We start from the raw sequence: 22,652 nt of genomic DNA, 5'->3' as shown, positions 1-22,652 counted from the left end.
GCGGTCCTCACTCCGCGTCGTCGCTGCGGGTGAACGGCGCCAGCCGCAGTTTCACCCGGTGCTCCACGCCGGCCGGGCACTGCCCCGGCGCCGGCCCGCGGAAGTAGCTGCGCTGCCAGCCTTCGCGGCTGGCGTCGGAATCGGGCTGCTCCAGATCGTGCAGGAACTGGCCGCGGCTGCGCATCCACGCCTGGTGTTCGCGCTCCAGTTCCGGCGTCTGCGACAGCGGTTGCCAGCGCGGCTCGGTCTCGGCCAGCACCTGCCGCTGCACCGGGAAGAAGTGGCAGAACGGCTCGCCGGCGTCGAAGCGTACGCGGCCGGGCCGGGTGAACTGCCAGTTCATGGTGAAGGTGTACGGGCTCCAGTCGGTCTCGATCAGCCCGGTGAGCCCGGCGATGCCGTCCTTGGGCCGGTTCACGGGCGCGGTGACGTACAGGTCCACGCCGGCCTCGGTGCGGAACAGGCACGGCACGTGGAAGGTGAGCACGCCGTAGCCGAAGTGGCTGACCGCCGGCGCGTGCGTGCCCGGCGCCGGCTGCACGCGCAGGTCGTCGAGCGCGTTGCCGCCGTTCCACTCGGCCTCGAACGCGGTCTGGCACAGCAGCTCCCAGCCGTGCGCGTTGGCGATGTCCAGCGGCAGGCAGCGGTACGCGTAACGCTCGGAGGTGCGGTCCATCCACGGCCGCTCGCGCGGCGCCGGACGTACGTCGAGGGTGTGGCCGTCGAGAACGTGGGCGGTGAGTTTCATGGCGCGCGCAGGAGGATGGACCAGCGCCGAGTGTGACGCCTCGCTGCGGTCTTGGCGACCGCGCCAGGCGCAGCGCTCACGCCGCTTCGAAATCCAGCAGCGCCACGCCGTCGCCGACCAGCTCGCCCTCGCGCACGCGGAAGCCGTGCACGGTGCCGTCGGCCGGTGCCTGCAGGGTGTGCTCCATCTTCATCGCTTCCAGCACCAGCAGCGGCGTGCCACGGCTCACCTGGGTGCCGGGTGCCACCAGCAGGGCGACGATGCGCCCCGGCATCGGCGCGGTCAGCCCGCCGCTCTCCACCGCCGGCTGGTCGGCCTCGGCGACCGGGTCGTGGCGTTCGAACAGGTAGCCGTGGCCGTCGACGAACAGGTGCAACTGCGCACCGGCGAACACCGCATCGGCCTGCACCCGCTGCGTGCCGAGGAAGGCGGACAGGCGCCCGTCGCGCAACTGGCCGCTCGCCTCGAGCGCCTCCTTCGCCTGCGCGGCGTGGATCCGCCAGCCGCCGGCATGCGCGGTCAGATGTAGCGTGCGCTGGGTATCGCCATGCTGCAGCGTCAGCGCATGCGCGGCTGGCGTGCCCAACCGCCAGCCGTCGCGCAGGTCCCAGGGCGAGTGCGGATCGGCCGCGTGCGCGGTGGGCGCCGACGCGTGCAGTTGCCAGGCCAGCGCCGCCAGGCTCCACAGCGCATCGGTGGTCGGGGCCGGGGTGTCGAACAGCGCCGCGTGTTCGCGCTCGATCAGCGCGGTGTCCAGGTCCGCCTGCGCGAACGCGCTGGTGCCGACCAGGCGCTGCAGGAACGCGGCATTGGTCGACACGCCGACCACCTGGCAGGCCGCCAGCGCCGCCTGCATGCGCCGCAGCGCGCGCTCGCGGGTCACGTCCCAGACGATGAGCTTGGCGATCATCGGATCGTAGTGCGGGCCGATCACATCGCCCTGCTCGACGCCGGCATCGACCCGCGTATGCGCGTCGGCGGCGGGCAGGCGCAGGTGCTGCAGCGTGCCGATCGACGGCAGGAACCCGCGCGCCGGGTCTTCGGCGTACAGCCGCGCTTCCAGCGCATGGCCGTGGATCGCCAGTTCGTGCTGGCGCTGCGGCAGCGGCTGCCCGGCGGCCACGCGCAGTTGCCACTCCACCAGATCGGTGCCGGTGATGCATTCGGTGACCGGATGCTCCACCTGCAGGCGCGTGTTCATTTCCATGAAGTAGAACGCGCCATCGGGTGCGACGATGAACTCCACCGTGCCGGCACCGACATAGCCCACCGCGCGCGCGGCCTCCACCGCGGCCTGGCCCATCGCCGCACGCCGCGCCGCATCCATGCCCGGTGCGGGCGCTTCCTCCAGCACCTTCTGGTGGCGGCGCTGCACCGAGCAGTCGCGCTCGAACAGATAGACCAGCTCGCCGTGGCTGTCGCCGAACACCTGGATCTCGATGTGCCGCGGCCGCAGCACGTATTTCTCCACCAGCACGTGCGCATTGCCGAAGGCGGCCTGCGCCTCGCGCTGGCAGGCGGCGAGCGCGGCGGCGAACTCTTCGTCGCCATCGACCCGGCGCATGCCCTTGCCGCCGCCGCCGGCGCTGGCCTTGATCAGCACCGGGTAGCCGATGGCCGCGGCCTGCGCGCGCAGGAACTCCGGGTCTTGCTGCTCGCCGTGGTAGCCGGGCGTCAGCGGCACCCCGGCCGCCTGCATCAGCGCCTTGGCCGCGCTCTTGTCGCCCATGGCGCGGATCGCCGCCGGCGGCGGCCCGATGAACACCAGCCCGCGCGCGGCGCAGGCCTCGGCGAACTCCGCGTTCTCGGACAGGAAGCCGTACCCGGGATGGATGGCCTGCGCGCCGCTGTGTTGCGCAGCGTCGAGGATGCGCTCGCCGCGCAGGTAGCTCTCGCGCGCCGGCGCGGCGCCGATGTACACGGCCTCGTCGGCCAGGCGCACGTGGCGCGCGTCGCGGTCGGCATCGGAGTACACGGCCACGGTGGCGATGCCGAGCTTGCGGCAGGTGGCGATCACCCGGCAGGCGATCTCGCCGCGATTGGCGATGAGGATCTTGTCGAAGGTCGGCAGGTCGGGGGTGGCCATGGTCGGGTGCCTGGAGAAGGTTAGAGGTGTCGCGCTTGCGGTGCGCAGACGTGCGCAAGAGTTACGTCGTAGGTGTTCAGCCGGAGCAGCGTCAGCGGTAGAAGTTGCTGTTGCCGTGCTTTGGCTTTGGCTGTTGCTCCGGCTTTTGATTTACCGGGTTCCCTTCCGAAGCGGCGGCCAGCACGGGGAAAAACCCCGAAGGGGCGGCGCACAGGGACGTGCGCCGTCCGCGGCAGGGGCAGGATGCCCCTTCCGCGGATCCCCGGGCTGGACGCGGACCCGGAGCGCGCAGCGCGGAGGGCGCGAGGCAGGGCGCGCTTTCTTTTGGTTACCTTTTCTTTGCGCGAGCAAAGAAAAGTAACTCGCCCGCAAGGGCGAAAGCCTTTAAAGCTTTTGCTGTCGCTACTGCTGTTGATTGAAGCTTTTTCGTCGGACGAGAAGATCTGTAGGAGCGGCTTCAGCCGCGACAGCGAGAGTCCGTTCTGTCTGTCGCGGCTGAAGCCGCTCCTACGATTCAGCGGCCGCCACCGTGGAAGCAAGTGCAAGAGCAAAGCTTTCGCCTGGCGGCGAGTCACTTTTCTTTGCTTGTGCAAAGAAAAGTAACCAAAAGAAAGCACACCCCGCAGCGCGCCCTCCGCGCTGCGCGCTCCGGGTCCGCAGCCACGACGGGGATTCGCGGAAGGGGCATCCTGCCCCTGCCGCGAACGGCGCACATCCATGTGCGCCGCCCTTCGGGTTTTTCCCCGCCGCGGCTGCCGCGCCGAGGGGACCCGGTAAGTCAAAGGCAGAGCAAGAGCAAATGCAGGAGCAAGAGCAAATGCAGGAGCAAAAGCAAAAGCGGGAGCAAAAGCAGCAGCAAAAGCGGAGGCCGTCGCAGCGAGCGCGTCCGCAGAGCCGATCGTGGCGTCCACCGCCGGGCACACTAGCGCCGGCATCGCCAGCGACCACCTGCGTGACCACCGCCGATCCCCGCGCGAACGCGCCTGAAACAACGAGCGCATGCGCCCCCTCACATCCGGAACACCCCGAACCGGCTCGGCTCCGCCGGCGCGTTCAGCGCCGCCGACAACCCCAGCCCCAACACCCGCCGCGTCTGCGCCGGATCGATCACCCCGTCGTCCCACAGCCGCGCACTGGCGTAGTACGGATGGCCCTGGCGCTCGAACTGCTCGCGGATCGGCGCCTTGAACGCCGCCTCTTCCTCGTCCGACCACTGCCCGCCCTTGGCCGCGATGCCGTCGCGGCGCACCGTCGCCAGCACGCTCGCCGCCTGCTCGCCGCCCATCACCCCGATGCGCGCGTTCGGCCACATCCACAGGAAGTTCGGCGAATACGCGCGGCCGCACATGCCGTAGTTGCCGGCGCCGAACGAGCCGCCGATCACCACCGTGAACTTGGGCACCTTGGCGCAGGCCACCGCCATCACCAGCTTGGCGCCGTCCTTGGCGATGCCGCCGTGCTCGTACTTGCGGCCGACCATGAAGCCGGTGATGTTCTGCAGGAACACCAGCGGGATGCCGCGCTGCGCGCACAGCTCGATGAAGTGCGCGCCTTTCAGTGCCGACTCGGAGAACAGGATGCCGTTGTTGGCGACGATGCCCACCGGATAGCCGTGGATGTGCGCGAAGCCGGTGACCAACGTGGTGCCGTAGCGCGCCTTGAATTCGTCCAGGCGCGAGCCGTCCACCACCCGCGCGATCACCTCGCGCACGTCGAACGGCTTGCGCGGGTCGGCCGGGATCACCCCATACAGCTCCTCGGCCGGATACAGCGGCGGCTCCGGCGTGCGCAGCGCCAGGGCGGGGGACGGCTTGCGCCAGTTGAGCTGGGCGACGATCGCGCGGACCCGCGCCAGCGCCTGCAGGTCGTTGTCGGCGAAGTGGTCGGCCACGCCGGAGATGCGTGTGTGCACGTCGGCGCCGCCCAGGTCCTCGGCGCTGACGTCCTCGCCGGTGGCGGCCTTCACCAGCGGCGGGCCGCCGAGGAAGATGGTGCCCTGTTCGCGCACGATCACCGTCTCGTCGCTCATCGCCGGCACGTAGGCGCCGCCGGCGGTGCACGAGCCCATCACGCAGGCGATCTGGGCGATGCCCTGCGCCGACAGGTTGGCCTGGTTGTAGAAGATCCGGCCGAAGTGGTCGCGGTCGGGAAACACCTCGTCCTGCAGCGGCAGGAACGCGCCGCCGGAATCGACCAGGTAGATGCACGGCAGCCGGTTCTGCTGGGCGATCTCCTGCGCGCGCAGGTGCTTCTTCACCGTGATCGGGTAGTAGGTGCCGCCCTTGACCGTGGCGTCGTTGGCGACGATCACGCATTCCACGCCGGAGACGCGGCCGATGCCGGCGACCACGCCGGCGCACGGCACCTCGTCGTCGTACAGGCCCAGCGCGGCCAGCGGCGCGATCTCCAGGAACGCGCTGCCCGGGTCGAGCAGGGCGTCGATGCGTTCGCGTACCAGCAGCTTGCCGCGGGCCTGGTGTTTGGCGCGGGCGGCCGCGCTGCCGCCCAGGGCGATGCGCGCCTGGGTGGCGTGCAGGTCGTCGACCACCGCGCGCAGCGCGGCGGCATTGGCGGCGAAGGCGTCGCTGCCGGGTTGCAACTGGGTCTGGATCGTGCTCATGGCAGAACCGTGGAAAGAAGGAAAGGGCAGGCGGCCGATGTGGGAGGGGCTCTTGTCCCCTTTTGCGGGATCAGCCCCGACGCGCTGACGTCGGAACGGCCTTACGGCCGATGCGCATCCTGCGCGGCATCACTTGGTCCGCTCGAACAACTCGCGGCCGATCAGCATGCGACGGATCTCCGAGGTGCCCGCGCCGATCTCGTAGAGCTTGGCGTCGCGCCACAGGCGCCCGGTCGGATAGTCGTTGATGTAGCCGTTGCCGCCCAGCACCTGGATCGCCTGGCCGGTCAGCCAGGTCGCCTTCTCGGCGGCGTAGAGGATCGCGCCGGCGGCGTCCTGGCGGGTGGTGCGGCCGGCGTCGCAGGCGCGCGCCACCGCATACACGTAGGCACGGCAGGCGTTGAGGCCCACGTACATGTCGGCCAGCTTGCCCTGCATCAGCTGGAAGCTGCCGATCGGTTCGCCGAACTGGCGGCGCTCGTGCACGTACGGCAGCACCACGTCCAGCGCCGCGGCCATCAGCCCCAGCGGACCGCCGGACAGCACCACGCGCTCGTAGTCCAGGCCGGACATCAGCACGCGCACGCCGCCGCCGACCTCGCCCAGCACGTTCTCGGCCGGCACCTCGCAATCCTGGAACACCAGTTCGCAGGTGTTGGAGCCGCGCATGCCGAGCTTGTCCAGCTTCTGCGCGGTGCTGAAGCCGGGCATGCCCTTCTCGACCACGAATGCGGTGATGCCGCGCGCGCCGCCGCTCGGGTCGGTCTTTGCATAGACCACCAGCACGTCGGCGTCCGGGCCGTTGGTGATCCACATCTTGTTGCCGTTGAGCACGTAGCGGTCGCCGCGCGCCTCGGCGCGCAGCTTCATCGACACCACGTCCGAGCCGGCGCCGGGTTCGCTCATCGCCAGCGCGCCGACGTGCTCGCCGCTGCACAGCTTCGGCAGGTAGCGCGCCTTCTGCGCCGGGCTGGCGTTCTTGCGCAGCTGGTTCACGCATAGGTTCGAATGCGCGCCGTAGGACAGGCCGATCGCGCCGCAGGCGCGGGAGATCTCCTCCATCGCCACCACGTGCGCCAGGTAGCCCATCGCACTGCCGCCGTACTCTTCCTCGACGGTGAGGCCGAGCAGGCCCTGTTCGCCGAGCTTGCGCCACAGCGGCGCGGGGAAGGCGTTGTCGCGGTCGGCCTGCTCGGCCAGCGGCGCGATCTCGCGCGCGGCGAAGGCGGCGACGCTGTCGCGCAGCAGGTCGACCTCCTCGCCCAACTCGAAATTCAACGACGGCATCAGCATGGCGGCAACTCCGGGAATGGCGGGTGGCCGGCGGCGCCTAGAATCGGACCCGCGCCGGGCAAGAGCGCCCAGCGTAGCCGGGAACGGCAAAGAAGTGAACAGAAATTCATTAATTGAACTTAGAATCACGCCATGGCCTACAAACGCTCCGCCCTGATGGAAGAACGCCTCGCCGGCAACCGCCAACGGATCCTGCTGGCGGCGCGCCGGCTGATCGCCGCCGACGGCTTCCGTGGTGCCCCGGTCACTGCCGTGGCGGCCGAGGCCGGGGTCTCCACCGGGCTGATCTACCGGCATTTCCCGTCCAAGGCCGAGCTGTTCGTGGAGGTGCTGACCGCCGCCGTGGAGCACGAACTGACCATCCTGCGCGCCATCGCCGCGGCGCCAGCGCCGGCTGCGCAGCGCCTGCGCGATGCCATCGCCTCGTTCGTGCGCCGCGCCCTGGCCGGCCCCGGGCTGGCCTATGCCTTCATCGCCGAGCCCGTGGAGCCGGAGGTGGACGCCGAGCGCATCCGCTGCCGGCGCCTGCTCGGCGACGTGTTCAAGGGCATCCTGGCCGACGGCGTGGCCGCGGGGGAGTTTCCCGCGCAGGACCTGGAGGCGGCCGCGGCGTGCCTGGTCGGCGCCTACACCGAGGCGCTGGTCGGCCCGACCGCGCCCAGCCGCGACGGCCCGCGCGACAGCGAGCGCCTGGTCGAGGCGGTCTGCGGGTTCTGCCTGCGCGCGGTGGGCAGCGCCTGAGCGCGACCGGGCGCGCCGCCTGCGCCGAACTGCTGCGATGCAGCACGCATCGCCTGCGATTCCGTGTGCTCCCGGCGTGCCGCGCGGCGCAAACGCTGGCTATACTCGGTCGCGTAGCGGTGGTCCGGATTACCACGTGCCAAAGGGGTGTGATGTGCGGAATTACGACCTCGAATTTCTCAAGCGCTTCTCGATGGTGATCGGCCTGCTGGTGCTGATCACCCTCGGCCTGATCGTGTTCGCGCATTACCTGCAGCGGGCCATCCCGCCGGAGGTGTCGCCGGTGGCGCTCAAGCGCACCGAGGAGCGCATCGCCCCGGTCGGCGCGGTCTACGCCGGCAGCACCGGCGCCGCGGCGCAAGCGGCGGCACAGGCGGCGGCGCTGGCCAAGGCCTCGGCGCAGGCGGCCTACGGCGGCACCACCGACGGCAAGACCATCTTCAACAACCTGTGCACCGCTTGCCACACCACCGGCGTGGGCAAGGCGCCGACGCTGGACCACGCGCATTGGGACAAGCGCATCGCGCAGGGCAAGGAGACGCTCTACAAGCACGCCATCGAGGGCTACACCGGCCCCGACGGCGGCATCATGCCGCCCAAGGGCGGCAATCCCGGGCTGACCGAGGAGCAGATCCACGCCACCGTGGACTGGATGCTGGCCAACCTGAAGTAACCTTGCGCCTCCCGCACGCCACTGCGCCGCCTTCGGGCGGCGCATTCGTTTCCGCGCCCGTCGCGTGCCGGCGCAAACAAGGAGAGTGATCGCATGCGCATGCCGCCGCCATCGTTGTTGTCGTTGCTGCTGCTGGTCGCAGCCCCCGCCGCGCAGGCGCTGACGCCGCCGACGCTGCTGCCGATCGGGCAGTTGCGCCCGGGGCCGCAGGCGCAGGGTGTGGTGTTCGAGGGCGTGGTCACTGCGCGGGTGGAAGCCGGCGGCAGCGGCTACCTGGTGCAGGATGCCGGCGACGACGATCCGCTGACCGCCGACGCGCTGCTGGTGCGCGGCGATGCCGAGCGCAGCCTGGCACCGGGCGACCGCGTGCGGGTGTGGGGCGAGCTGGCGCCGCAGGCCGCCGCGTCGGCCAAGGCCGGCACGGCTTTCGTCGGGCGCAGTGTGCTGGAGCAAGGGCATACCGTGCTGGCACGGGCGCAGCCCTTGCCGCTGCAGGTGCTCGATGCGGCGCCGGCCGACTGGTCGGCGCTGGCCGGCATGCGCGTGCGCATCGCCGCGCCGCTGACCGTGGTCGACAACGATGCGCTGGGCAAGACCGGCGAACTGGGCGTGGCCTTCGGCGGACGCCTGTGGCAGCCCAGCGAAGTGGCCGCGCCCGGCAGCGCCGAGCAGGCGACGGTGGTGGCCGACAACGCGCGGCGCGGGCTGCGCCTGGGCACGCTCGGTGCGCCGACGCCGACGCCGACGCCGACGCCGACATCAACATCGGCAACGGCAACGGCAACGGCAAAACTTCCGGACTATCTGGGGAGTGCCGCTGCACCGCCGCGCGCGGGCAGCACGGTCCAGGACGTGGAGGGCATCGTCGGCGGGGTGATCGATGGCGTGGCGCGGCTGTACCCGACCGCCGCGCTGCAGCTGACGCCGCCGCAGGAACCGGCGCCGCCGCAGGTCGACGGCACCTTGCGCATCGCAGCCTTCAACCTGGAGAACTTCTTCAACGGCGACGGCCGCGGCGGCGGTTTCCCGACCTTGCGCGGCGCGCGCACGGCGGCCGAGTTCCAGGCACAGCTGCGCAAGCTGGTGGCGACGATCCGCCCGCTGCAGGCCGACGTCGCCGCACTGATGGAACTGGAGAACGACGGCTACGGCCCGACCTCGGCGATCGCCAGCCTGGTCGACGCGCTCAACGCCGGCGGGGGCGACTGGCGCTTCGTCGACGCCGGGCACGGTCCCGGCGACAACCCGATCCGGGTCGGGCTGATCTACCGCGCCTCGCGGGTGAGCCCGGTCGGCAAGCCGGCGATGCTGGAAGGCGGCCCGTTCGCCGAGCACAGCCGGGTGCCGCTGGCGCAGGCCTTCCGCCACGGCAGCGGCGCGCCGTTCGTGGTGGTGGCCAACCACTTCAAGTCGAAAGGGTGCGGCGAAGCCAGTGGCGCCGATGCCGACCGCGGCGACGGCCAGGGTTGCTGGAACGCGACCCGCACCGAGTCGGCGCGCCGCCTGGACGCCTGGCTGCGCAGCGACCCCACCGGCACCGGCAGCACGTCCAGCGTGCTGCTCGGCGATTTCAACGCCTATGCGATGGAAGATCCGTTGCGCCTGCTGCGCGACGCCGGCTGGCGCGACGCGCTGCAGGAGGCGCATGTCGCGCAGCCCTACAGCTTCGTCTATCGCGGCCTCAGCGGCCGGCTGGACCATGCCTTGCTGAGTCCGGCGCTGGCAGCGCGGTTGCGCGGCGCCGCCGAATGGCACGTCAACGCCGATCTGCCCGACAGTGATGGTTACCGCGAGCGCGATCTGCCCGGCCCGTGGCGCAGTTCGGATCACGATCCGTTGTTGCTGGGGTTTGATCTGTAGGCTGGGAGTGGGGAAACGGGAATGGGGAATCGGGAAAGCCGATTGTCGGCCTCCTTTTCCCATCCTCGCTGTGCGGGACGTTCCTACCTGGGATCTTGTCGTTCGCAAAGCGGACGACTGCTGTCATGTGGAGTTGCGCTGTGTTTCGGGGTGATCGGCCGCTGCGCATCCTGCCTTGCGTGTCACCAGCGATCTTGAAGGACGCTTTTGTCTCTCGCGGTGCTGGTTACGCGTTTTGCCGTTGTGCCGATCGAAGCTGATAGATGCGGTGCTTTTGCCCGATAGAGCGGCAGCATCGGCTGTCGCTGTCGCTGTCGCTGTCGCTGTCGCTGTGGCAGTTGCTGTGGCCTTGGCTTTGGCCGTTGCCCTTGCTTTTGACTTACCGGGTTCCCTTCCGAAGCGGCGGCCAGCGCGGGGAAAAACCCCGAAGGGGCGGCGCACAGGGACGTGCGCCGTCCGCGGCAGGGGCAGGATGCCCCTTCCGCGGATCCCCGGGCTGGACGCGGACCCGGAGCGCGTTAGCGCGGAGGGCGCGTAGGCAGGGTGTGCTTTCTTTTGGTTACTTTTCTTTGCACAAGCAAAGAAAAGTAACTCGCCGCAAGGCGAAAGCTTTGCTCTTGCACTTGCTGCTGCTTGATCTTAGAAGCGGCTTACGCAGCGACATGCATGACCGAGTACGTTTGTCGCGGCTGAAGCAGTTCCTACAGTTCTTCTTGTCCGACACGAGAGCTTGAAGCAACAGCAAAGGCTTTCGCCCTTTCGGGCGAGTTACTTTGATCAGCCTTCGGCTGCTGAGAAGCGCTTCTTTGCTCGCGCAAAGAAAAGGTAACCAAAAGAAAGCGCGCCCTGCCTTGCGCCCTCCGCGCTGCGCGCTCCGGGTCCGCGGATGCACCGGGGATTCGCGGAAGGGGCATCCTGCCCCTGCCGCGAACGGCGCACATCCATGTGCGCCGCCCTTCGGGTTTTTCCCCGGTCCATCCGCCGCTGCGGAAGGGAACCCGGTAAATCAAAAGCCAGAGCAAAAGCCAGAGCAGCAGCAACAACCAGAGCAACAACCAGAGCAACAACAGCAACTGCCAAAGCGTCGGCAACAGCAGAGGCAACGGCAACTGCCAAGGCGACCACCACAGCAAACCGCGCCTTGATCATGTTGCCGTTCGGCGACCGCACGTCATGCGCCATGCGGCATAGCGTGCGCCCGGGCTCAATGCCGGCAACGCCGCCGATGCCGGCGCCAGTTCCACAGATGCGCACTGGCCAACGCCAGACTGCCGCTCACCGTCATCGCGGTCTCGCTGGCCTCGTCGGGAATGCCAAAAGCGCCGGCCAACAGACCGAGCAGGCCCAGTGCCGCCAGCGTCCACAGCGGCCAGGGCAGCGCGTCGCGCTGGTGCCCGCGCCACAGCGCCAGCCCCGCCAACGGCGCGGCGATCGCCACGAACACCACGTGCACCCACTCGGCCTCGGCCCAGACGCCGAACAGCGGCAACGCCGCGGCCAGCAACGGCAACGCCAGGCAGTGCAGCAGACACAGCCCGGACAACACCATCGCCGAGGCGTCGAAGAAGGATTGCGGCAGGGATTTCATGGACGATCACTCCAATGCATCAAGTGTTATATAGTAACATTTCCAGCCCGCCACGCCTCCGCGCCGATGCCCGCCATGTCCACGTCCGCCGTTTCCGATTCCCGCCTTCCCGTCACCGTCCTGTCCGGCTTCCTGGGTGCCGGCAAGACCACCCTGCTCAACCGCGTGCTGCACAACCGCGATGGGCGCCGGGTGGCGGTGATCGTCAACGACATGAGCGAGGTCAACATCGACGCGGCGCTGATCCGCGACGGCGGCGCCGCGCTCAGTCGCACCGAAGAGACCCTGGTCGAGTTCAGCAACGGCTGCATCTGCTGCACCTTGCGCGACGACCTGCGCCAGGAGGTGCAGCGCCTGGCCGAGAGCGGGCGCTACGACTACCTGTTGATCGAATCCACCGGCATCTCCGAGCCGATGCCGGTGGCCGCGACCTTCGCTGTGCGCGATGCCGACGGCCGCGGCCTGGCCGATGTCGCGCGCCTGGACACCATGCTCACCGTGGTCGACGGGGTGAGCTTCCTGCGCGATTTCGGCTCGGCCGAGCGCCTGGCCGACCGTGGCCTGCAGGCCGGGGACGACGACGACCGCGGGCTGGTCAACCTGCTGGTGGAGCAGATCGAGTTCGCCGACGTGATCGTGATCAGCAAGGCCGACCTGACCGATACGGTCACGCTCGACCGCACCCGCGCGGTGCTGCGCGCGCTCAACCGCGATGCGCGCATCGTCGAGGCCAGCCGTGGCGACGTGCCGCTGGAGCTGGTGGTGGATACCGGCCGCTTCGACTTCGTGCGCGCGCAGCTGGCGCCGGGCTGGATGCAGGCGCTGCGCGGCGAGCACGCGCCGGAGACCGAACAGTTCGGCATCGAAAGCTTCGTCTATCGCGCGCGCCGGCCGTTCCATCCGCTGCGCTTCGCGCGGCTGGCGCAAGGCGGCCTGCGCGACGTGATCCGCAGCAAGGGCTTCTTCTGGCTGGCCAGCCGCATGGACTGGGTCGGCGAACTGTCCATCGTCGGCGCGGCCACCCAGACCCAGGCGGCCGGCTTCTGGTACGCGGCACGCGAGCGCGTGGACCGCGGCCTGCTGGACACGCCGCTGGCGCTGCCGCCATCGCCGCTGCCGTACACCGAGCTCGGCTGGCAGCGCCAGCAGACCGCGTGCTGGAACGCGCCGCCGCCGCAGGCCGAAGAGGTCGGCGACGCCCGCGAGTACGCGGCGCTGCGGGCGATGTGGCATCCGCTGTGGGGCGATCGCCGCCAGGAACTGGCGGTGATCGGCGTCGGCCTGGACGAGGCGCGGGTGCGCGCCGAACTCGATGCCTGCCTGCTCGACGACGCCGAACTGCGGCAGGGGCCGGTGGTGTGGCAGGGCTTGGAAGATCCGTTTCCGGTGTGGAGGCGCTGAAGGGCCGGGAATGGGGAATCGGGAGTGGGGAATCGTAAGAGCGGGGTGCGGGTGCTGATGGTTAGCTGCCTGCGCCAGGGCGCCCCACCGTGATTCCGGTGCCGTTGCTCGATTTGCGCCGGTCCGTCTCCAGCCTGGATGCGCTGAGGCGGGTGGGATGCGGAAGTCGCGCGTCGATGCGCAGGCGCGCTGTGGGCTAGACGCGCGTGCCCATCGCGATCAGGACGATCGCCGGCACCGCCAGCAGCAGGCCGAGGCGGTTCCAGCGGGTGGTGCGTTCGCCGAACACGGCGATGCCGAGCAAGGTGCCCAGGCCGATCACACCCAGGTTCATCGCCGCGAACACGCTGGCCGGGCTGTCCGGCAGGGCCTGGTGCGCGCGCACGTAGAACAGGATGTTGCCGAAGTTGAGCGCGCCCAGCAGCAGGCCGGCGCCGAGGTTGCGCCAGGCCAACGGGACGGTGCCGCGCAGGTGGCGCCACAGTTGCACGCCCAGCAGCAGCACGAAGGCCAGCGCGAAGGCGACCAGCAGCGAGGCGGCGAACGGCGTGCCGGCCTGGGCGATGCGCTTGAGCAGCACGTCGATCGCGGCGAAGCCGACCCACACCAGCAGCAGCCACGGCGTGGTGCGCGCGGTGCTGTGCGCGGCCGCCTGCGGTCGCTGCACGATACCGACGATCGCCAGCAGGCCCAGCGCCAGGCCGGCCAGCTTGGCGCCGTTGGCGCGTTCGCCGAACCAGAGGAAGGCCGCCGCCAGCGACAGCAGCAGCGACAGCCGCTGCGCCGCGTCGGTGCGCACGATGCCGGCGTTGGCCACCGTGCGGCCCAGCACCAGGAACAGGCTCGGCAGCAACACGCCCAGCGCCAGCAGCGACACCCACGGCGTGCGCGCATCGCCCAGCGCGGCCAGCGGCGGCTGCAGCAGGGCGGCGCACAGCAGCAGCGCCGCCAGGTAGTTCCAGGTCACCGCCTGGGCCAGGTCGATGCGCCGCTGCGGCGCCAGCTTCAGCAGCGCCGAGACCAGCACGCTGCACACCACACTCAACAGGACGAAGACCACACGCAGGATCCGGATCGGGAGGAAAAAGAACGCTGCGTGCACCGCTTCGGCATGTGGCCGCGACCCAGCCCCGGTATTATGACCGCATGACCTCTCCCGCTTTCCCCACCGCTTCCGGCGCACTGACGCTGCAAGGCCCCGCCGGCCCGATCGAGGCCGCGGTCGATCTGCCCGACGCCGACGTCGCCGCGCTGCCGGTCACCGCCATCGTCTGCCATCCGCTGTCCACCGAGGGCGGCAGCATGCACAACAAGGTGGTGACCATGGTCGCGCGCGCGCTGCGCGAGCTGGGCGTGCGCGTGGTGCGCTTCAACTTCCGCAGCGTCGGCGCCTCCGCCGGCAGCTTCGACCACGGCGACGGCGAGCAGCAGGACCTGGCCGCGGTGGCCGCCTGGGTGCGCGATCAGCGTCCGCACGACGCGCTGTGGCTCGCAGGTTTCAGCTTCGGCGCCTACGTCTCGCTGCGCGCCAGCGCCGCGCTGCAGCCGCAGGTGCTGATCTCGATCGCGCCGCCGGCCGGGCGCTGGGATTTTTCCGGCATGGCGCCGCCGCCGCAGTGGCTGGTGATCCAGGGCGAGGCCGACGAGATCGTCGATCCTCAAGCCGTGTACGACTGGCTGGAGACCCTGGAGGCACAGCCGGAACTGGTGCGCATGCCCGACACCAGCCACTTCTTCCATCGCAAGCTGATCGACCTGCGCGGCGCGTTGCAGCACGCGGTCAAGGCCTGGCTGCCGGCGGCACAGGCGTGAGCGCGGCGGCATTGCCGTCGCAGCGCTACGCCGAAGGCGTGGCGCGCGGCGACTGGCGCGACGATCCGGCGCAGCATGCGGCGCTGGCCGAACTGGACCGCATCCATACCGCGATCGTGGACGGCGACCAGGAGGGCTGGCTGGACCGGCTGTCGGCGTTCTGGAAAAAGCCCGAGCCGGTGCGCGGGCTGTACTTCTGGGGCGGGGTCGGCCGCGGCAAGACCTTCCTGGTCGATCTGTTCTACGACGGCCTGCCGATCGCGCGGAAGTACCGCACGCATTTCCACCGCTTCATGCGCGGCGTGCACGAGCGCCTGCGCGAGCACGCCGGGCAGAGCGATCCGCTGGCGAAGATCGCGCAGGAGTGGCGCAGCCGGCTGCGCGTGCTGGTGCTGGACGAGTTCTTCGTCACCGACATCGGCGATGCGATGCTGCTGTCGCGCCTGCTCGAGCGCCTGTTCGCCGAGGGCGTGACCCTGGTCACCACCTCCAACACCGCGCCGCAGAACCTGTACCTCAACGGCCTGCAGCGCGAGAGCTTCCTGCCGGCGATCGGCCTGCTGCAGACCTATTGCGTGGAGCTGTACGCCGAAGGCACCGAGGACTACCGCATGCGCGCGCTGACCCGCTCGCCGGTGTACCGCGCGCCGCTGGCCGAGGACAGCGATGCCTGGCTGGGCGAGCGCTGGAGCGCGCTGACCGGCAATGCCGAGGCGCGCCGCGGCAACATCGAACTGGAAGGGCGCAAGATCCCGGTGCGCGCGCGCGGCAAGAGCATCGTCTGGTTCGATTTCGTCGCCTTGTGCGAAGGCCCGCGCGGTCCCAGCGACTACATCGAGATCGCGCATGAGTTCACCACCGTGCTGCTCGGCGGCATCCCGCATTTCGGCCGCATGAACGAGGATGCGGCGCGGCGCTTCGTCAACCTGATCGACGAGCTGTACGACCGCCACGTCAACCTGGTCTGCACCGCGCAGGATCCGCCGCCGCTGCTGTACACCGGCGAGCGCCTGGCCGGTGCGTTCGAGCGCACCGCCTCGCGCCTGATCGAAATGCAGAGCGCCGAGTACCTGGCGGCGGCGCACCGGGTCTGAGCGCAGGAGCGTCTGCGGACGCTCAGCGCACCGCGCCGGGCGCACACAGCCCGGCGACGAAGCGCGGCATCAGGCCTGCGCCGGCGATCTCTTCCAGATAGGCGGCCGCCGGGCAACTGGCGCCGCCTGCGCTGTGCGCGCAGCGGGCCGGCCCGGACGCGCCGTCCTGCGGCAACTGCCGGTCCATGGCCTGGCGCTGCGCCGCGGACAGCCCATCGCGAAACGTCTCCTCGGCATCGAGCAGATCGGCCGGGGTGAGCCGGTCGGTCGGCACGCCGGGGCACTGGCGACGGGTTTCGCGGGCCAGCGCGTCGGCACCGGCACCCACCAGCACCGGGCCGTCGGGCAGGGTGTTGGGCACGGCCTTGGGCACGATGGGGGCAGCGCCGAGCGCGGCCAGCAGCAGGAACGATGCGCGCATGCGGAAGCTCCTCGAGTTGCGCGCAGCGTAGTCCTGCGCCGCTCGCAGCAGGAGGGGGAGGGCGGCGCCGGCTTCAGCGAGGAGTCTGCGGAGCATGAATATCGCTTGCTATTAAGTAGCGCGCTATGTAATGTAGTGCCCATGGACCGTACCTCCGCCCCCGACGCCACCGCGCTGCTGAAGCTGGATACCCAGCTGTGCTTCGCGCTGTATTCGGCCAACCTGGCCATGCACAAGCTCTACCGCGGGCTGCTGCGCGACCTCGGCCTGACCTATCCGCAGTACTTGGTGATGCTGGTGCTGTGGGAGCAGGACCAGCGCAGCGTCTCGGACATCGGCGAGAAGCTGTTCCTGGATTCGGCCACGCTGACGCCGTTGCTCAAGCGCCTGGAGGCGATCGGTCTGCTGACCCGCAGCCGCGCGGCCGAGGACGAGCGCCGCGTGCTGATCGCGCTGACCGCCGACGGCCAGGCCCTGCGCGCGCGCGCGCAGGCGGTGCCGGAAGGCGTGCTGTGCGCGGTCGCCTGCGACCTGCAGCAACTGACCCGGCTCAAGCACGACCTTGAAGAGGTCCGCGGCAAGTTGCAGGCCGCGGCCTGACCGATTCCCGTCCCGATCGCGCATTTCCCTCTACGCATTTCCCTCTACCCCATGGCGCCGCGGCGCCGCCCTCGAAGGAGAACCACCATGGTTTCACCGACCACCATCGCCTACACCGCCACTGCCACCGCCACCGGGGGCCGCGACGGCCGCGCCGCCACCCCGGACAAGGCGCTGGACGTCAAGCTGTCGACCCCGCGCGAACTCGGCGGCGCCGGCGGCGACGGCACCAACCCGGAGCAGCTGTTCGCGGCCGGCTACTCGGCCTGCTTCATCGGTGCGCTGAAGTTCGTCGCCGGGCAGGAGAAGGTGGCGCTGCCGGCCGAGACGAGCATCGAGGGTCATGTCGGCATCGGCCAGATCCCGGGCGGCTTCGGCATCGCCGTGGAACTGCGCATCGCCGCGCCGGGCCTGGAGCGTGCGACGCTGGAATCGCTGGTGGAGAAGGCGCACCAGGTGTGCCCGTACTCCAACGCCACCCGCGGCAACATCGACGTCAAGCTGGTCGTGCTCGACTGAGCCAGCGCGATGTCCGGGCCGGCGCCTGCGCCGGTCCAGGGCGACACACGACGGGCGGCCACTGGCCGCCCGTTCGCGTTGTGGGCGCCGCGCGTGTTGCCACGCACATTGAGGCCACCCCGCGGGGGTGCAATAGTGTGAGCTTGATCAAATCGGGCGCGCCATGCTCAGTTCCGCCTACAACGCCGAGACCGTCGCCGCCTTCATCCAGGGCGCACGCCGTCTGCTGGTGCTGACCGGTGCCGGCATGTCCGCCGAGAGCGGGGTACCGACCTTCCGTGGCCAGGACGACAGCCTGTGGTCGCGCTTCGATCCCGAGCAACTGGCCACCGAGGACGCCTGGCGTGCCGACCCCGCCCTGGTCTGGGGCTGGTACCGCTGGCGCATGGCGATCGTGGCGCAGGCGCAACCGCACGCCGGGCACCTGGCGCTGGCGCGCCTGGCCGAGGTCCGCCACACCACCCTGGTGACCCAGAACGTGGACGACCTGCACCAGCGTGCCGGCAGCGAGGTCGCCGCGCACGTGCACGGCCGCCTGTCGGCGCTGCGCTGCAGCGACTGCGGCCAGCCCTGGCGCGGCTTGCTGCCGCCGATCGACGTGCACACGCCCAGCCAGCGCCTGGTGCCGCCGGTGTGCGCGGCCTGCGGCGGCACGGTGCGCCCGGGCGTGGTGTGGTTCGGCGAGGCGTTGCCGGCGGCGGAGTGGGCGCGCGCGCAGACCGCGGCCGACGACGCCGACCTGGTGCTGGTGATCGGCAGTTCCGGCCTGGTCTATCCGGCCGCCAGTCTGCCGCTGCAGGCCAAGGAGCGCGGCGCCTGCGTGGTCGAGATCAATCCCGAACCCAGCGCGCTGTCGGCGCGCGCCGACCTGCACTGGCGCGACAGCGCCGCGGTGGCGCTGCCGTTGCTGCTGCAGCAGTGCATGGTGACCTGAGCCCGGTTGTCGTGGGGGCCGTGCGCGGCGCTCAGCGCAGCGTGTGCAGGAACGCGTCCACCGCCGCGGTATAGGCCGAGGGCAGGCCCAGGTCGCGGTTGATCTCCGCGTGGCTGGCATCCTGCGGCAGCACCTCGACGCGGATGCCGCGGGCGCCGGCCTTGCTGGCCAAGTGGCGCGCCTGCGCGCAGGCATCGGCACGGCGGCTGGAGCACACCGCCAGCAGCGGCGGCGCGCTGGCACCCATGACGTGGTACGGCGAGGCGGCGATCCAGTCGCTGCGGACACTGCCGAAGGCGCGGTCGTACAGCGGCAGATGCCGCTGCTGCATCACCTGCTCCACGTCCATCGCCGCACTGTCCAGCGCCACTGTGCCCAGCGGGCGGCGCGCCCCGGCCTGCGCCAGCAGGTCCGGCGACAGGTCCAGCAGGCTCACCAGATGCGCGCCGGCCGAGTGGCCCATCAACACCAGGCGCGCCGAGTCGGCGCCCCACTGCGGCGCCAGTTGCTGGATCCGCGCGACCGCGCGCGCCACGTCTTCCGCCTGCTGCAGCGGCGTCGCCTGCGGCAGCAGGCGGTAGTTCAGCGACACCAGCACATGGCCCTGCGGCAGCCAGTGCGCGACCTTGTTGGCGGCCACGCCGGGGTTGTCCTTGTCGCCGTCGGCCCAGCCGCCGCCGTGCACCATCACGATCAGCGGCGCCTGACGTGCGCCGGCCGGCAGGTACACGTCCATGCGCTGCGCCGGGTCCGGGCCGTAGGCGACGTCGCGCAGCACCTGAGCGCCGGTGGGCAAGGGCGCGCGTGCGCCGTCGGCGCCGTCGCGCGTGGCCAGGCGCTGCAGCAGGCGGGCGCGCAGGCGCCCGTCCTGGGCGTGGACGGGGGCGGCGAGCAACGGCAGCAGCAACATCAGGGCGAGCAGGCAGTGGGTGGGCGAGGGGCGGGACAGGCGCATGGGCGGATCACTCCATGGAGGACGGCGAGGAGGGGCGTGGCGCGGCCGACGCGTGCGGGCGTCGGCGCGCGCCGGGTTCAGGCCGGGCGCAGGTGCAGGATGGCGCACAGGCCGTGTGGGGCGATGGGTTGCAGCAGCAACGCGCCGCGATGCTGGCGCGCGACGCGCTCGACGATCGCCAGGCCCAGTCCGCTGCCGCCATGGCCGCCGTGCACGAACGGCTGCAACGCGCGCGCAGCCAGCGCCGGGTCCAGGCCGGGGCCGTGGTCGCGCATCTCGATGCGCCAGCCATCGCCGCCGTCGCCGTGCAGGCGCAGCCGGAACGGCGCCGCGCCATGCCGTTCGGCATTGCCGATGAGGTTGCCGAGCGCGCGCTGCAGCGCCAGCGGCCGCCCGTGCAGCGGCGCCTGCGCGGGCAGGACGGCCTCCCAGCCGGGCTGCGCCGCGCCCAGCGCCTGCCGGCAGAGGTCGGCCAGGTCCAGCGCGACGGCAGGTTCGTCGCGGCCGTCGCGGGCGTAGGCGATGAACTGCGCCAGGATCGCGTCGATCTCGCCGATGTCGCGCTCCATGCCTTCGCGCAGTTCCGGCTCCACCTGCGGCAGCAGCGCCAGCGCGTACTGCAGCCGGGTCAGCGGGGTGCGCAGGTCGTGGGAGATGCCGGCCAGCAGCAGCGCACGCTCGGCGGCGGCGTGGCGCACGTCGGCGCTGGCCGCGGTGAGCGCTTGCGCCAGCGCGGCGACCTCGCGCGGACCGCCGGTGGCGATCGGTGCGGCCTGTTCGCCGCGGACCAGGTGCGGCGCGGCCTGCGCCAGTTGCCGCAGCGGCCGCACCAGGCGCCGCGCGACCAGCGCAGCGGCCAGCCAGACCAGCAGCGCGCAACCGGCCAGCATCGCCACCGAGAACCGGCGCAGGCCGTGCTCGCGCGGCTGGCTGGAGAACGCCACCCACAGCGGGGTCGGCGTGGCCAGGTGCAGCCACAGGGTGCCGTCGGCATCGCGGCGCAACGCGCGCCCGGGGCCGAGCTGATCGGCCGCGCGGCGCTGCATCGCGTCGGCCAGCGGGCCGGCGGCGCTGGCGGTGGGCGGCGCGCTGCGCAGTTGCAGCCCGGCTTCGCGCAACGCCGGCGTCAGCGCCGCAGCGGCCGGCGAGCGCTGCAGCGCCTCGGCGACATTGGCGAAGCCGTGCAGCATGCGCAGTTGCTGCTGCGCTGCCGGCCGCACTGCCAGTTCGCGGCCGAGCAGCAGCGCCAGCAGGCCGGCGCCGGCCAGCACCAGCGCGATCACCAGCGCCAGTTGCCCGAACAGGCTGCGCGGCCAGCCGGCGACGCGGGAAGCCGGCGCGCTCACGCCTGCGGCTCCGGCGGCACGTACACATAGCCCACGCCCCACACGGTCTGGATCAGCCGCGGCGTGCGCACGTCGTCCTCCAGCAGCTTGCGCAGCCGCGCCACGATCACGTCGATGCTGCGCCCCAGCGGCTCGTGTTCGCGGCCGTGCGCCAGGCTGGAGAGGCGGTCGCGGCTCAGCGGCTGCTGCGGGTGCCGCAGCAGCACCGACAGCACCGCGAACTCGGCGGTGGTGAGTTTCAGCGGCTCGCCGTCGCGGCGCAGCTCGCGCCGCCCCAGGTGCAGGCGGAAGCGGCCGAAGCCGATCTCGCCGCCGTCAGGCTGCGGCGCGCCGGCCCCGCCCGGGCGGGTACGGCGCAGCACCGCGCGGATCCGCGCCAGCAGCTCGCGCGGGTTGACCGGCTTGGGCAGGTAGTCGTCGGCGCCGATCTCCAGGCCGACGATGCGGTCGATCTCGTCGCCCTTGGCGGTCAGCATCACGATCGGGGTGTGGTCGCCCTGGCCGCGCAGGCGTCGGCAGATCTCCAGGCCGTTCTCGCCGGGCAGCATCAGGTCCAGCACCACCAGGTCGTAGTGGCCGCGCGCCAGCGCCTGCTGCAGTTGCACGCCATCGGCCACCGCCTTGACCGCGAAGCCCTGGCTCTCCAGGTAGCGGCACAGCAGGGCGCGCAGGCGGTCGTCGTCGTCGACCAGCAGCAGGCGGGGAGCGGGCGCGGCATCGTCCATGGACGCCACTATCGGTTGCGCCGCGGCCCCGCGGCAACGGCCGCCGCGGCGCAACTGTAAGCGGATGTTTCCGCCGCGGCGTTCGGCAACATTTGCTGGTCGATGCGGCGCCCGCGGCGCCGGCGCCATGGCTACGGTGACGCTCGGCAGCACGCCGCTGCCGTCACCGGAGAACGCCATGTCGCTGTCCTGTCGCATCACTCCCTTGCTGCTGGCGCTGGCCGCCGGCGTCCTAGTCGCGCCCAGTGCACCGGCACGCGAACACACCCGCACGCGCACCGCCGGCGGCACCGACGGCGTCCGCCACGCCGCCGTGCAGGCCAGCGCCAGCGGCGCGCACGGCAGCGTGCAGCGCGCCCGCCAATGGCAGGCCGACGGCCAGGGCAACGCCAGCGCGCGCAGCGCCGCTACCCGCACGACCGCCGCCGGCGGCAGCGCCACGCGCCAAGGCAGCGCCGAGCGCAACGCCGACGGCAGCGCCAGCCGCCAGGGCAGTGCCAGCGTCCAGCGCGCCGACGGCGCCAGCGCGAGCAGCAGCGGTAGCCTGGCCCGGGCCGCCGACGGCACGCTCAGCGGCAGCCGCCAGAGCAGCGTCGATGGCACGCAGGGCAGCTACCAGGGCAGCACCAGCGTGCAGGACGGCAGCATCGTCCACACCGGCACCTGCACCGATGCGAGCGGCACCGTGGTGCCGTGCCGGCCGTAGGCGAGGGTGCGGTGTCGGCGGAAGTTCGGGGGCAGGGATGCGCCTGTCCGCGGCCGGCTTCACGGCCCCGTCACGGCCACGACTGGCTGCCGCGGCAGGGCCGGAATCGGCTGTCGTCGGCAAACCGTTGCCAGGCTTAGGTTTTCGTAATTTCACCCATATTTAGCGTTGACGTCGCCGACCGACCCCACTATCTTGGGGTGGTCGGTTCCGGCGGCCCCAAGCCGCGGGATCAAAAGGGAAGCCGGTGCGGCGTGCCAACGCCAACTCCGGCGCTGCCCCGCAGCGGTAATTGGGAACGAACCCGTCATCCGCACTGAGGCGCCCGCCTTGGGAAGCGACGGGCTAGGAACCGGCCACGGCCGTTGCCCATCAGCCCGAAGACCTGCCGACAGCCGCGCGAAGCACACCGCGCGGCGCCGACCGCGCGCTCTCCGGGGGGAGAGGGTCGGTGCAGCGTTGACCGCCCGCAGGCCCGGTGCCTGCGCCGTTTGCAGTCTTCGCGACACCGCCTGCCCACCATTGAACCC

Annotated in this window: 21 protein-coding genes and 1 riboswitch; of the genes, 10 read left to right on the top strand and 11 right to left on the bottom strand. The window is 71.2% G+C overall.

Annotated elements, in window-relative coordinates:
- Positions 1–7: 7 nt before the first annotated feature.
- From CEK69_RS18300 to CEK69_RS18285, 4 genes are all read right to left on the bottom strand, one after another.
- Positions 8–748: a DUF6065 family protein gene (locus CEK69_RS18300; protein ID WP_152247199.1), complete on the bottom strand. Its 741-nt coding sequence runs from the start codon at positions 746–748 to the stop codon at positions 8–10.
- Positions 749–824: 76 nt separating this feature from the next.
- On the bottom strand, positions 825–2,834 hold the full coding sequence (locus tag CEK69_RS18295; protein ID WP_152247197.1) for an acetyl/propionyl/methylcrotonyl-CoA carboxylase subunit alpha: 2,010 nt from the start codon (positions 2,832–2,834) through the stop codon (positions 825–827).
- A 1,009-nt stretch (positions 2,835–3,843) separates the two neighbouring features.
- Positions 3,844–5,454 (bottom strand): carboxyl transferase domain-containing protein, encoded by a 1,611-nt coding sequence (locus CEK69_RS18290; RefSeq protein ID WP_152247196.1) that lies wholly within the window; start codon positions 5,452–5,454, stop codon positions 3,844–3,846.
- A 129-nt stretch (positions 5,455–5,583) separates the two neighbouring features.
- A complete protein-coding gene (locus CEK69_RS18285) occupies positions 5,584–6,747 on the bottom strand; it encodes an isovaleryl-CoA dehydrogenase (RefSeq protein ID WP_010341368.1) in 1,164 nt (387 codons plus the stop codon).
- A gap of 132 nt (positions 6,748–6,879) precedes the next feature.
- On the opposite strand from CEK69_RS18285, the gene CEK69_RS18280 reads away from it, so the two are divergent.
- The 3 genes from CEK69_RS18280 (at position 6,880) to CEK69_RS18270 (ending at position 10,021) form a co-directional block, all read left to right on the top strand.
- On the top strand, positions 6,880–7,488 hold the full coding sequence (locus CEK69_RS18280; protein WP_017909842.1) for a TetR/AcrR family transcriptional regulator: 609 nt from the start codon (positions 6,880–6,882) through the stop codon (positions 7,486–7,488).
- Between the two features lie 154 nt (positions 7,489–7,642).
- On the top strand, positions 7,643–8,161 hold the full coding sequence (locus tag CEK69_RS18275; RefSeq protein WP_017915253.1) for a c-type cytochrome: 519 nt from the start codon (positions 7,643–7,645) through the stop codon (positions 8,159–8,161).
- A 93-nt stretch (positions 8,162–8,254) separates the two neighbouring features.
- Positions 8,255–10,021: an ExeM/NucH family extracellular endonuclease gene (locus CEK69_RS18270; protein WP_152247194.1), complete on the top strand. Its 1,767-nt coding sequence runs from the start codon at positions 8,255–8,257 to the stop codon at positions 10,019–10,021.
- 777 nt (positions 10,022–10,798) lie between these two features.
- Here CEK69_RS18270 and CEK69_RS21130 read toward each other — a convergent pair.
- Both CEK69_RS21130 and CEK69_RS18255 read right to left on the bottom strand, forming a co-directional pair.
- Entirely contained in the window at positions 10,799–11,203 is a 405-nt protein-coding gene (locus CEK69_RS21130; RefSeq protein WP_193314035.1) for a hypothetical protein, read from the bottom strand.
- A gap of 22 nt (positions 11,204–11,225) precedes the next feature.
- Positions 11,226–11,609 (bottom strand): MerC domain-containing protein, encoded by a 384-nt coding sequence (locus tag CEK69_RS18255; protein ID WP_152247190.1) that lies wholly within the window; start codon positions 11,607–11,609, stop codon positions 11,226–11,228.
- 75 nt (positions 11,610–11,684) lie between these two features.
- Between CEK69_RS18255 and CEK69_RS18250 the strand changes: the two genes are divergently transcribed.
- The gene (locus CEK69_RS18250; protein WP_152247188.1) at positions 11,685–13,010 is read left to right on the top strand and encodes a GTP-binding protein; all 1,326 of its coding nucleotides are present in this window, start codon (positions 11,685–11,687) and stop codon (positions 13,008–13,010) included.
- A gap of 196 nt (positions 13,011–13,206) precedes the next feature.
- Here CEK69_RS18250 and CEK69_RS18245 read toward each other — a convergent pair whose 3' ends face one another.
- Positions 13,207–14,070 (bottom strand): EamA/RhaT family transporter, encoded by an 864-nt coding sequence (locus CEK69_RS18245; RefSeq protein ID WP_152247186.1) that lies wholly within the window; start codon positions 14,068–14,070, stop codon positions 13,207–13,209.
- An 86-nt stretch (positions 14,071–14,156) separates the two neighbouring features.
- Here CEK69_RS18245 and CEK69_RS18240 point away from each other — a divergent pair, with 86 nt between their 5' ends.
- Positions 14,157–14,822 (top strand): alpha/beta family hydrolase, encoded by a 666-nt coding sequence (locus CEK69_RS18240; RefSeq protein WP_017908253.1) that lies wholly within the window; start codon positions 14,157–14,159, stop codon positions 14,820–14,822.
- On the top strand, positions 14,819–15,916 hold the full coding sequence (gene zapE / locus CEK69_RS18235) for a cell division protein ZapE (RefSeq protein ID WP_152247184.1): 1,098 nt from the start codon (positions 14,819–14,821) through the stop codon (positions 15,914–15,916). Before CEK69_RS18240 ends, zapE begins: the two co-directional genes overlap by 4 nt.
- 22 nt (positions 15,917–15,938) lie before the next feature.
- On the opposite strand, the gene CEK69_RS18230 is transcribed toward zapE, so the two are convergent.
- Positions 15,939–16,337 (bottom strand): hypothetical protein, encoded by a 399-nt coding sequence (locus CEK69_RS18230; protein WP_152247182.1) that lies wholly within the window; start codon positions 16,335–16,337, stop codon positions 15,939–15,941.
- A gap of 141 nt (positions 16,338–16,478) precedes the next feature.
- Here CEK69_RS18230 and CEK69_RS18225 point away from each other — a divergent pair, with 141 nt between their 5' ends.
- The 3 genes from CEK69_RS18225 (at position 16,479) to CEK69_RS18215 (ending at position 18,390) form a co-directional block, all read left to right on the top strand.
- Complete coding sequence (locus tag CEK69_RS18225; protein WP_017908250.1) at positions 16,479–16,937, top strand: MarR family transcriptional regulator; 459 nt, start codon at positions 16,479–16,481, stop codon at positions 16,935–16,937.
- Positions 16,938–17,024: 87 nt separating this feature from the next.
- Positions 17,025–17,456 (top strand): organic hydroperoxide resistance protein, encoded by a 432-nt coding sequence (locus CEK69_RS18220; protein ID WP_152247180.1) that lies wholly within the window; start codon positions 17,025–17,027, stop codon positions 17,454–17,456.
- 163 nt (positions 17,457–17,619) lie between these two features.
- The gene (locus tag CEK69_RS18215) at positions 17,620–18,390 is read left to right on the top strand and encodes an NAD-dependent deacylase (protein ID WP_152247178.1); all 771 of its coding nucleotides are present in this window, start codon (positions 17,620–17,622) and stop codon (positions 18,388–18,390) included.
- Between the two features lie 31 nt (positions 18,391–18,421).
- Here CEK69_RS18215 and CEK69_RS18210 read toward each other — a convergent pair whose 3' ends face one another.
- The 3 genes from CEK69_RS18210 to ompR form a co-directional block, all read right to left on the bottom strand.
- On the bottom strand, positions 18,422–19,345 hold the full coding sequence (locus CEK69_RS18210; protein WP_152247176.1) for an alpha/beta hydrolase: 924 nt from the start codon (positions 19,343–19,345) through the stop codon (positions 18,422–18,424).
- Positions 19,346–19,422: 77 nt separating this feature from the next.
- Complete coding sequence (locus tag CEK69_RS18205; protein WP_152247174.1) at positions 19,423–20,691, bottom strand: ATP-binding protein; 1,269 nt, start codon at positions 20,689–20,691, stop codon at positions 19,423–19,425.
- Positions 20,688–21,416 carry a two-component system response regulator OmpR gene (gene ompR / locus CEK69_RS18200; protein WP_152247172.1) on the bottom strand — a complete coding sequence of 243 codons (729 nt, stop codon included), beginning with the start codon at positions 21,414–21,416 and terminating at the stop codon, positions 20,688–20,690. Before ompR ends, CEK69_RS18205 begins: the two co-directional genes overlap by 4 nt.
- Before the next feature lie 127 nt (positions 21,417–21,543).
- On the opposite strand from ompR, the gene CEK69_RS18195 reads away from it, so the two are divergent.
- Positions 21,544–22,122, top strand: a complete 579-nt coding sequence (locus CEK69_RS18195; RefSeq protein ID WP_226975222.1) for a hypothetical protein — start codon at positions 21,544–21,546, stop codon at positions 22,120–22,122.
- A gap of 188 nt (positions 22,123–22,310) precedes the next feature.
- A riboswitch (cobalamin riboswitch) is annotated at positions 22,311–22,530 on the top strand.
- Positions 22,531–22,652 lie beyond the last annotated feature (122 nt).

Source organism: Xanthomonas sp. LMG 12462, assembly GCF_009192885.1.
Taxonomy (GTDB): domain Bacteria; phylum Pseudomonadota; class Gammaproteobacteria; order Xanthomonadales; family Xanthomonadaceae; genus Xanthomonas_A; species Xanthomonas_A sontii.
This window is presented reverse-complemented; position numbering and strand designations above follow the sequence as displayed.

Coding starts and splice junctions, on each gene's coding strand:
- CEK69_RS18250 (WP_152247188.1), top strand. CDS start 11,685: ATGTCCACGTCCGCCGTTTCCGATTCCCGCCTTCCCGTCACCGTCCTG.
- CEK69_RS21130 (WP_193314035.1), bottom strand. CDS start 11,203: ATGGCGCATGACGTGCGGTCGCCGAACGGCAACATGATCAAGGCGCGG.
- CEK69_RS18215 (WP_152247178.1), top strand. CDS start 17,620: ATGCTCAGTTCCGCCTACAACGCCGAGACCGTCGCCGCCTTCATCCAG.
- CEK69_RS18285 (WP_010341368.1), bottom strand. CDS start 6,747: ATGCTGATGCCGTCGTTGAATTTCGAGTTGGGCGAGGAGGTCGACCTG.
- CEK69_RS18280 (WP_017909842.1), top strand. CDS start 6,880: ATGGCCTACAAACGCTCCGCCCTGATGGAAGAACGCCTCGCCGGCAAC.
- CEK69_RS18290 (WP_152247196.1), bottom strand. CDS start 5,454: ATGAGCACGATCCAGACCCAGTTGCAACCCGGCAGCGACGCCTTCGCC.
- CEK69_RS18195 (WP_226975222.1), top strand. CDS start 21,544: ATGGCTACGGTGACGCTCGGCAGCACGCCGCTGCCGTCACCGGAGAAC.
- CEK69_RS18240 (WP_017908253.1), top strand. CDS start 14,157: ATGACCTCTCCCGCTTTCCCCACCGCTTCCGGCGCACTGACGCTGCAA.
- CEK69_RS18295 (WP_152247197.1), bottom strand. CDS start 2,834: ATGGCCACCCCCGACCTGCCGACCTTCGACAAGATCCTCATCGCCAAT.
- CEK69_RS18270 (WP_152247194.1), top strand. CDS start 8,255: ATGCGCATGCCGCCGCCATCGTTGTTGTCGTTGCTGCTGCTGGTCGCA.
- CEK69_RS18210 (WP_152247176.1), bottom strand. CDS start 19,345: ATGCGCCTGTCCCGCCCCTCGCCCACCCACTGCCTGCTCGCCCTGATG.
- CEK69_RS18230 (WP_152247182.1), bottom strand. CDS start 16,337: ATGCGCGCATCGTTCCTGCTGCTGGCCGCGCTCGGCGCTGCCCCCATC.
- CEK69_RS18255 (WP_152247190.1), bottom strand. CDS start 11,609: ATGAAATCCCTGCCGCAATCCTTCTTCGACGCCTCGGCGATGGTGTTG.
- CEK69_RS18300 (WP_152247199.1), bottom strand. CDS start 748: ATGAAACTCACCGCCCACGTTCTCGACGGCCACACCCTCGACGTACGT.
- CEK69_RS18220 (WP_152247180.1), top strand. CDS start 17,025: ATGGTTTCACCGACCACCATCGCCTACACCGCCACTGCCACCGCCACC.
- CEK69_RS18225 (WP_017908250.1), top strand. CDS start 16,479: ATGGACCGTACCTCCGCCCCCGACGCCACCGCGCTGCTGAAGCTGGAT.
- ompR (WP_152247172.1), bottom strand. CDS start 21,416: ATGGACGATGCCGCGCCCGCTCCCCGCCTGCTGCTGGTCGACGACGAC.